We start from the raw sequence: 9445 nt of genomic DNA on the forward strand, positions 1-9445 counted from the left end.
TTTTCTTGCTGTTTAATCTGCACAGATGAAGATAACTGAATACCTTCACTATCATGATAAGGGGGCTGGCGAGGCTTGTCAAGTAAGTTTTTCGTTTAATTTTTCGTCCTGTTTCTACGGGTTGCATACCACTTAGCTAACATGAGTTTTGACTTTTTGTGTTAATTTTGCAGAATATTAAGATTATCATTTAAATAAAATACATGACGAAAGAGGATTGGGAAGCGGTAATTGGGCTTGAGGTGCACGCTCAAGTTTCTTCTAATACGAAGCTATTTTCTAGCTCATCAACGGAGTTTGGTGCTGAGCATAACACTCAAGTTTCTCTAGTTGATGCAGCAATGCCAGGTACGCTGCCAATACTAAATTATTACTGCATAGAGCAAGCAATACGCACCGGTCTTGCACTTTCTGCAGAAATTAATAAGTGTTCTTACTTTGATCGGAAAAATTATTTTTATCCTGATTTACCGCAAGGTTACCAGATAACCCAATTTTTTGAGCCAATAGCTAAAAATGGTAGAGTATTTATCAACGACAATGAAAAGGAAATAAGAATTGCGAGAATTCATTTAGAGCAAGACGCAGGAAAGAGCGTTCATGAGGAAAGCAAAACTTATGTGGATTTAAATCGTGCAGGGGTTGCTTTAATGGAAATTGTTTCAGAACCAGATCTCTGTTCATCTGCAGAAGCTGCAGAATGCATGAAAAAATTGAGGCAGATTTTGCGTTACACTGGTTCGTGTGATGGTGATATGGAAAAGGGATCACTTCGTTGTGATGCAAATGTTTCTGTTCGCCTAAAAGGCAGTAGTACATTTGGCACTCGTTGTGAAATAAAAAATCTGAACTCGATACGTTATATTGTGCAAGCTATAGACTATGAAATACAAAGACAAATTGAAATTTTAGAAAGTGGAGAAGAAATAAGTCAAGATACCTTATTGTTTGATGTCGCTTTGAGAAAAACAAAAGTGATGAGAAGCAAAGAGGATGCAAGCGACTATAGATACTTCCCTGAGCCTGATTTATTACCTGTTGAGGTAAGCCAGGAGAAAATTGATTTAATTCAATCATCTTTGCCCGAGTTGCCAGATCAAAAAAAGCTGCGATACATTGAGGAATTAGGTATCAATGGATACGATGCAAATGTCATTACTTCCGATAAGGCGATTGCTGATTACTTTGAGGAATTGATAAAAAAACATGATTCAAAGCTCGCGGTCACCTGGTTAACTGTAGAGCTTTTCGGTCGTTTAAATAAAGCAAATATTGATATTATGAGCTCCCCAATCAAAGCAAATGCTTTGTCAGAACTCTTAGATTTTATCGTTGATGGAACGATCTCTGCTAAACTTGGTAAACAAGTTTTTGATATTATGTTTGAAACTGGAAAGCCTGCATCCCTTATTATAGAAGAGCAGGATCTCAAGCAAATAACTGACAAATGTCAAATTTCAGAGGTAATAGATAAAATCATCAATGACAACCAAGATAAAGTTCAAGAATACAAAAGCGGTAAAACAAGATTATACGGATTCTTTGTTGGTGAAGTCATGAAATTCACCAAGGGAAAAGCCAGCCCTGATATTGTGAACTTGGTTTTGAGTGAAAGATTAAGTAATTAGTCACATTTTTTTATTTACATAACAGCACATCTCGTAGATATTCCAAGGTCTTTGTTACGATATCTATATCTCATGATATATAACTTTTTTACCATTTGTTGGTACTATTTTTAAAATTATGTGAGGTTGAGGATGCTTGAAACTTATCCTGCTGGAGGGGTGAAAAACTTTATTCATGGTGTTGACTATCAAAAATTGTGGCTAATGCTGTTTTTTAGACGTGCAATGTATAGAAAGTACTTTTTCCGCTTAGCCACGGAAATGAGTTCGGCTGCAGGCTTTGACGATATTGTTTTCCGGTATGAGCAAAATGGGACAACAGTATATATGCTTATACAAGTTAAACATAAACAAGACGACAGCAAGAAGATCTGTGTAGGCGACTTATTGACAAAAAGTGGTGAACTTAACTTAGTAAAACATTTTGCTGCCTTTTTAGAAATTCGAGGTAATGAAGAATTCAAGGATAAAATAAAGGATTTTTTTATTGTTATAAATGTTGATTTTGACCGTGAAAGTCTAGCAAGCAAGGGAATTACAGTCGAAAAAATAGAAACACAAGATGAGTTTCTGAATATAGGTGATAGTGCAAAATATAAGCTTAGAGACTTACGTAATAATATTGCTCAATACTTAAAGCAAAGGATGAGTGCTGGAGGTAGGGAAGTAAGCGATGAAGAAATAAAAGGATTTTTAAATGAACTAGTGTTTGTAGTGAATTCGCCTAATGACGCTGAGCTAGAAAAGTTAATCAAAATTGAGATAAATGATGACTTGGCCAGAAGGTTCAAATACTTTGGTGATAATGACTCCGTTCTCAATGCCCTTTCCACAATGATGTCAAGTTGGATGAAGGATAAAAGGGGGCGTTTTCTCACACCAGAAGAAGGAGAAAAGTTTTTTCGAGAAGTTGAGCTGTGGGCTAGTACTTTAGGTAAGATAGAACAAGGAGTAGAAGAAGGGAACAAAAGAGCAATTAGAATAGAGGATAAAGTTGATAGGATAGGAGAAAAGGTAGAAATTTTAGTTAATGATCAACAAACACGTAAGGAGCCTATTCAGTTTAATATAGAATATTCAGTTGAGATGTTTGTTGGAAGAAAAAATGAATTGCAAGAAATATATAATAAATTGCAAGAAAGCACTAGCAACCCGATGGAAACATTGCGAGCTGTTGTCATTAGCGGTCCTGACGGAGTAGGGAAGAATGGATTGGCTATAGAATATGCTTATAAACGTAAAGAAGATTATGATGGTAACCTTGTACGGATAAATGCAGAAACACCAAAGGATCTTGAAGAGTCGTTTAAAGGATTAGCTAAAAAGCTAAATAAAAGATTACCTGAAGGTTCGAAAATTTCTATTACAGAAGAAGACACTGAACAAGAAAAGGTAATCAGGTCTGTTATTAAAGACGTATATAGGTATTTCGAAGATATAAAAAGTCTTTTTATTTTTGATAATGCAAGAGAATATAAATACATTAGAAAGTTTTTACCTTCATCTTTACATTCTAGACATAAAAAACCTTATGTTTTAATTACTTCTCATGATCAAAAATGGGATTCGGTAGAAGAAGGAGATATAAAAGTAATACGGTTAAATGAATTTTGTAAAACAGAAGCTTGCGAGTTTGTTAAAAAAGCTTTGAACATAGAGGACAATTTACAGGATCAGGAAATAGAAGAATTAACAGAAAAGCTGCAGTATGTTCCCTTGGCTTTAAAACAAGCAACCGTATATATTTGCAACAAAAATAAAAAATCAAAGTTGAGAGGTTATGGAAGATTTGAGGTAAGTGATTACTTAAAGGAGTCCCAACAACATACAAGAAAGTCACTTAAAGAAGGAGATTGTGAAGGCGAAGATCGTTATACTGAAGCAGTTTCAATAACTTGTAATACTACGATGACACATATACAAAAAGAATATGGCTGTGAAGCATTGAATATTCTGGAAACAATAGCTTATCTTATTCTTGACAAGATTTGTGTAGAAGAAATCTTTTCAAAGCTAATAACCAATGATAAAGAAAAGCTAAGGAGTGCTGTTGAGCTACTCGATAGATATTCAATGATTGACTTGAAAGAGGAAGTGGCAAGTATTCACAGAGTAGTGCAGGGAATAACTAGATTAAAATTACAAAAGGAGGGCCAAGAAGAAGTTCTAAGGAAAGCTTTGGAATTGATAAACAGTGGTGGTTTAGCACAAGGTAGTATGAGCCATATTGCATTTGTATGGGGATACGCAAGTACATACGGTAAGTTGATTGATAACTTTTACTTTAACTCATTTTGTGTATATGGAGGAACACTGTTTATAAGGAAAAGCACCCCTTTGCACTTGCTTGCTGAAAGTGGTGATTGTAAAGCAATTAGTGCAATAATAACACATATAGAAAAATATTACCCAGATGAATTGGTAAAAATTGTTAATGTTAAGGACAATCACGGTCAAACTTTGTTGCATATTGCTGCTAAGAGTGGAAATTTGAATGTAATGAAATGTCTAGTCAATAAAGGTGCTAGCGCTAATACTAAAGACAAATATGATAATACTCCATTGCATTCAGCTGCTTACGCTGGAGAATTGGACATAGTAAAATACCTGATTATTAAAAATAATAACATTAATGCTAAAGGAGAATATGGCAGGGCTCCATTACACATTGCTGCTATAAATGGAGATCTGGATATGCTGGAATATCTCATCAAAAAGTATGCTGATATTGATGCTAAAGACAACTATGGTATGACTCCATTATATTTAGCTGCTGGCATTGGGGAATTGGGTATAGTGGAACACCTCATTAATGAGGATGCTTATGTTGATGCTAGGAATGAACACTACATGACACCATTATTTTTTGCTGTTGAGAATGGAGAATTAAATGTAGTGAAGTGCCTAATTAAAAAAAATGTTAATGTTAATGCTAAGAATGAGTATGGCGAAACAGCATTACACCGCGCTATCTATAAGGCTACTTTCAGTGGAGACTTAAGAATAGTAGAGTGTCTAATCAATATAGGTGCTTTTGTTAATGCTGAGGATAAAAATGGCAGAACTCCATTACACTACTCTGCTTTATCTGGGAGCTACAATATTGCAGGATGCCTTATTCGAGAAGGTTCTGATGTTAATGGTAAGGATAAAGATGGCAACACTGCACTACACTTGGCTGTTATTAGGCAAAAGGTTGATATAACGAGGACGCTACTAAAACACAACGCAGACGTTAACGCCAAAAATAATGAAGGAAAGACAGCATTGTATTATGCAACTAACAATGATCACCAAGAACTTGTGGAATTGCTTTTAGCTCATGGTGCATCCTATGACTACTAGAAATTTTGCATTTAATTTATAGCTCCAGGCTATAGGATGACAGAAGTGGGCTTTAATAGCTGTAGTACTATAGCTGTTATACGCCAAAAGTAAGTATTAGATATAACAAATAGAAGAAATTAGATAGAATGATTAAAGGGGCAAGGATATAAAGGTTTAACTTGAAATAACCTGATAAAATTTGAATCACACTTCCAAGTGCTGGCACCCATGAAAGTAATGCAACTGCACAAATCAGTAGATTTCTTACGACTTTTGGTGTTGTGTGCTCGTTCTCTAGTTTGTGGTATGATTTTCGTATAGAGATTGTTATTCTACCCAAACACCAGTTAACTATTCCACCAAGGCTTGATCCTAGTACTCCAAAAAACAACATCAGTAGTAGATTGTGATGTGATCTAAAGTACAGCATAGCTTCAAACATAAAGCCTTGGTGTATAGGCAAGATTAACGATGATAATAGGCTGTCTTTAAACAGCAGAAAGTAATCTTCCATATAAGTTTACCAAGTTGTTGTACCATCTTCGTTGTCAGAAATTGTAATCCCCTTTTGTTTCAACTGATCCCTGATTTTGTCTGCAGTATCGTAATTTTTATTTTTTTTTGCAATTTTTCTTAAGTCTATCAATCTTTCTATTTCTTGATGACTCACACCAGCAGTAAACCACTCTTGATAACTTGACTCAAGAAGACCAATAAATCTGGCACTCTTAATAAAACTTTCAGTTAATTTAAGCTTTTCACTTTCATTCCTCATTTTGTTAATTTTTGCAGCCATTTCATGTAATATAGCTAGAGCTTCAGGAATGTTTAAGTCGTTTTTTAAAGCGTCTATAAAATCTTTAAAAATCTCTGCATTACTTTCATCAATATTCGTTGTATCTAAGCCACGTAATAACCGATAAAATTTATTTAAGGTTTCCTGTGCATCAGAAATAACGTTTTCTGTCCAATCAAGTGGTTTTCTGTAGTGAGTTTTGAGCAGCACATAACGTATTACTTCACCCTTTATTCCACTATCTAGCAAACCTCTTACTTTGACTATATTAAATAAGGACTTGCTCATTTTTTCTTCACTTACTGTAAGAAAGCCGTTATGTATCCAGTATTTTGCAAATATTGATCCAGCAAATGCAGACTTACTCTGTGCAATTTCATTTTCATGGTGAGGAAATTGTAAATCTATGCCGCCACCATGAATATCAAAATCTTTGCCAAGATAAGCATATGACATTGCTGAGCATTCTATATGCCATCCAGGCCTGCCCTCTCCCCATGGGCTATCCCAATAACTTGAAAGTTTGTAGTCAATATCACTTGCAGGCTTCCACAGTACAAAATCTCCAGGGTGCTTTTTATTTTCATTAACTTTAACTCTGTTACCTGGAACCAATTCATCAGTTTTTTTTCCTGATAAAGCACCATATTCATGGTAAGATTCTATATTAAAATACACGTGTTTGTCAGATTCGTAAGCGTGGCCTGATTGCAGTAAATATTCAATTAATTCTATAATATAATCTACGTTTTCTGTTGCTTTTGGCTTGTGTGTTGGCTCTTTACAATTTATGCTTTCCATATCATCATGAAAAGCTTTAATGTAATATGTGGTTATACTTTCTATGTTGCTATTTTTCTCGCTTGCTGCATTAATTATCTTATCATCAATGTCGGTTATGTTACGCACATAGGTAACTTTGCCATAACAAAACTTAAGTAGCTGAAATAACACATCATACACAACAACAGACCGTGCATTGCCTATATGTGCTGTGTCATATACTGTTGGTCCGCAAACATACATTTTCACATGATCTTTATCGATTGGTGTAAAAAGTTCCTTTTTTTTTGTTAAGGTGTTGTAAAGCCTAACCATATACGAAGCTTTTGAAAAAAGAAAATGCCCCAATGATAAGTTGTGGCCCTTTGACTACTACAACAAGAGTAAGCAATAGTCCACACAATGATGTCAAAATTCCCAATATGGATAGAAACCCATCTTTACTCATAATACCAAGTGAAATAAGAGTCGTACCAATTGCAGGAATAAAGTTGGTAAGAGGTAATGGAAGAGCTATTGATAATGCACAAAGCAACATTACAAAAGCTAAAATTTTTTCGCCAGGCCCATAGAAAATAAAAGACATTCTTGGTTTCATGAACTTTTCTATTTTTCTTAATGTTGGAGAAGTTTTCTCCACCACAAGAGCTAGTGTTGAACGCTGAAAAGATTTTCTTTCTAGCCAACTGGGCATCCAAGGAGAATCAAATCCAAATAAAAGCTGCAGCGAGAATAAGATTAAAGGTATAGAAAGAATAGTTGTATAACCAGGTGGAACCGGTATAGGCACCGATAGCGGCAAGGAGAAGATGATTATTAAAATACCAAAACCTCGCTCATGCAAAGCTATTTTAATGTCAAACAAAGTTACTTTATCGCTATCATTGTTATTGGTATCTGCAACCTCTTTTAGAATATCAGAAGCTAGTTTTTTATCTTTAGTTAGTTTCTCACTTTTTTGCACAATTATCCTTTAATAAAATATTCCTCCTAAGCTAACATAGTTGTTGCTGTATTTCAATATTTGTTATTTATTTCATACCAACACTTCATCTCTTTCATTTTTTAACCTGACTAAGTTTTTAAACAGATGACATGCACTAAAGTGCATGTCACAAAGTATGAGGACGCTAACGATCTGGTTCATTAGACGATAATTTTTCTGAGTCCTTAAGCTCCTGTTTAAGATTTTTGATGCCTTTTCCTAAATCACCCATAACTTGCGGTAATCTACCTGCACCAAACAGAACTAAAATTATTATTAAGACTAGAAACAATTGCCATGGTCCTAAACTCATTTTCACCTCCATTTAAAATATTGACCTTTAAATGTTAAAACTTGACTGAAGTCAAGTAACACATAGATTATATCACCTTTATTTAATTATAAATCAAGGTTTTTTAATTGTTTTATAACAATTCCAAAATAGATTGTTTTCTTGCAGCGAATAAGTGGAAGCTTTTCGCTTAACTATAGAGTAGAGGAGAGCTCACTAAAAAACTTTGCTAGCGTATCATCTCTAGGCCTATGGTATATATCGCTAGAAACCCCTGATTGAATAATTTTACCATTTTTCATTACATAGATAAAATCTGCAACTTTCAATGCTTCTTGCGGGTCATGAGTTACCATTAGCACAGGGATATTTTTAGTTCTAAAAAGGGACAATATATGTTGTCTTATTCGGCACTTGAGCAGTATATCCAAATTAGAAAATGGTTCATCTAACAACACAACACCAGGGTTTTGTGCTATCACTCTTGCTATTGCAACTAATTGTTGCTGTCCTCCAGATAAGGCGTTAGGGTACATATTTTCATATTTTTCTATATTGAGTAACTTCAAGATTTCCAATGCAATTAGGTGCTTTTCTCTCTTGGAAGAGCTGCGGATAGCAAAGGTTATATTTTCTACTACTGTTTTGTGAGGAAATAATGCAGAATGCTGAAAAATCAATCCGATATTTCTATGCTCTATAGCGACTGATGCTTCATTGCTAGCAACTAACCTATCATTTATAAAAATAGTTCCAGATTTTGGATTTTCTATCCCTGCAATTAATTTCAAAATTGTTGACTTGCCACAGCCAGAATGACCCAATAAACATGCAACACTTCCTTTTTTTACTTTAATGTTTATATTGCTTAAAGCAAAGTCGTCTTGATTGTTATAGAAATAACCAATGTTGTTAACTAGCATTAATCTTACTTAAACCATGTTATTAAATATAATAGCATTATCCTCAAGAAGTACAGAAATGTTTTTTGTCGTCATAAATTGGTTATGCAAGAAATCTAGAAAAGAGAAGGATTTTTTGCTATAACTTTACATAAATGGCAGGGAACACGGGACTATAGCTCAGCAGGATAGAGCGTTGGACTCCTAATCCGAAGGTCGTGCGTTCGAATCGCACTAGTCCCACCACATTGCTTCACAAATTTCATGGAGATTTTTTTCACAAATACACACACCTATTCCAGTGTCAAGCACTGGAATCTCGGCAACCCCTACGTCATCCCGCCGCGGTATCTCTAGATCCCGCTAACAAGCAGCGGAATGATGATTCTTCAAATCGTCAAGGTGTCATCCAAGTAGCCTTCTCTTCCTGTCATCCCAGTGCCTATTTCTTTGTCATCCCAGTGCCCAGACACTGGGATCCAGGAAAAAGAATGATGTCATCCAAGTCCCCTAGGTGTCATTCCAGTCTGGAATCCAGGTTTTCCGCAGCCCCATTAAAAACGTCGTATTTTAACATAAAACTGCTACCTCACCAACTTAGTGCATGATAAAAATTCCTGGATCCCAGTGTCACGCACTGGGATGACAGGGAAATGAGGCACTGGGATCCAGGAAAAAGAATGATGTCATGAAAGTAGCTGACACTGGTTCCTTTATGACGGTGTCATCAGA

Annotated in this window: 7 protein-coding genes and 1 tRNA gene; 3 read left to right on the forward strand and 5 right to left on the reverse strand. The window is 35.2% G+C overall.

Annotation, left to right across the window (positions count from 1 at the left end; translation table 11 throughout):
• Positions 1-203 precede the first annotated feature (203 nt).
• Both gatB and OZD70_RS02130 read left to right on the forward strand, forming a co-directional pair.
• A complete protein-coding gene (gene gatB, locus OZD70_RS02125; protein ID WP_275020553.1) occupies positions 204-1628 on the forward strand; it encodes an Asp-tRNA(Asn)/Glu-tRNA(Gln) amidotransferase subunit GatB in 1425 nt (474 codons plus the stop codon).
• Between the two features lie 132 nt (positions 1629-1760).
• Positions 1761-4973 carry an ankyrin repeat domain-containing protein gene (locus OZD70_RS02130; RefSeq protein WP_275020555.1) on the forward strand — a complete coding sequence of 1071 codons (3213 nt, stop codon included), beginning with the start codon at positions 1761-1763 and terminating at the stop codon, positions 4971-4973.
• 76 nt (positions 4974-5049) lie between these two features.
• Here OZD70_RS02130 and OZD70_RS02135 read toward each other — a convergent pair whose 3' ends face one another.
• The 5 genes from OZD70_RS02135 to OZD70_RS02155 form a co-directional block, all read right to left on the reverse strand.
• Entirely contained in the window at positions 5050-5469 is a 420-nt protein-coding gene (locus OZD70_RS02135; RefSeq protein ID WP_275020557.1) for a YqaA family protein, read from the reverse strand.
• A gap of 6 nt (positions 5470-5475) precedes the next feature.
• Positions 5476-6849, reverse strand: a complete 1374-nt coding sequence (gene cysS / locus OZD70_RS02140) for a cysteine--tRNA ligase (RefSeq protein WP_275020559.1) — start codon at positions 6847-6849, stop codon at positions 5476-5478.
• Positions 6842-7498, reverse strand: coding sequence for an exopolysaccharide biosynthesis protein (locus OZD70_RS02145; protein WP_275020561.1), 657 nt, complete (start codon positions 7496-7498; stop codon positions 6842-6844). The genes cysS and OZD70_RS02145 overlap by 8 nt, the downstream gene beginning before the upstream one ends.
• 166 nt (positions 7499-7664) lie before the next feature.
• On the reverse strand, positions 7665-7832 hold the full coding sequence (gene tatA, locus OZD70_RS02150; RefSeq protein WP_006013840.1) for a twin-arginine translocase TatA: 168 nt from the start codon (positions 7830-7832) through the stop codon (positions 7665-7667).
• Between the two features lie 173 nt (positions 7833-8005).
• Positions 8006-8734 (reverse strand): ABC transporter ATP-binding protein, encoded by a 729-nt coding sequence (locus OZD70_RS02155; RefSeq protein WP_275020562.1) that lies wholly within the window; start codon positions 8732-8734, stop codon positions 8006-8008.
• A 148-nt stretch (positions 8735-8882) separates the two neighbouring features.
• Between OZD70_RS02155 and OZD70_RS02160 the strand changes: the two genes are divergently transcribed.
• Positions 8883-8959 (forward strand) — tRNA-Arg (locus OZD70_RS02160).
• Positions 8960-9445 lie beyond the last annotated feature (486 nt).

This window comes from Wolbachia endosymbiont of Drosophila tsacasi (genome assembly GCF_028982115.1).
GTDB classification, from domain to species: domain Bacteria; phylum Pseudomonadota; class Alphaproteobacteria; order Rickettsiales; family Anaplasmataceae; genus Wolbachia; species Wolbachia pipientis_B.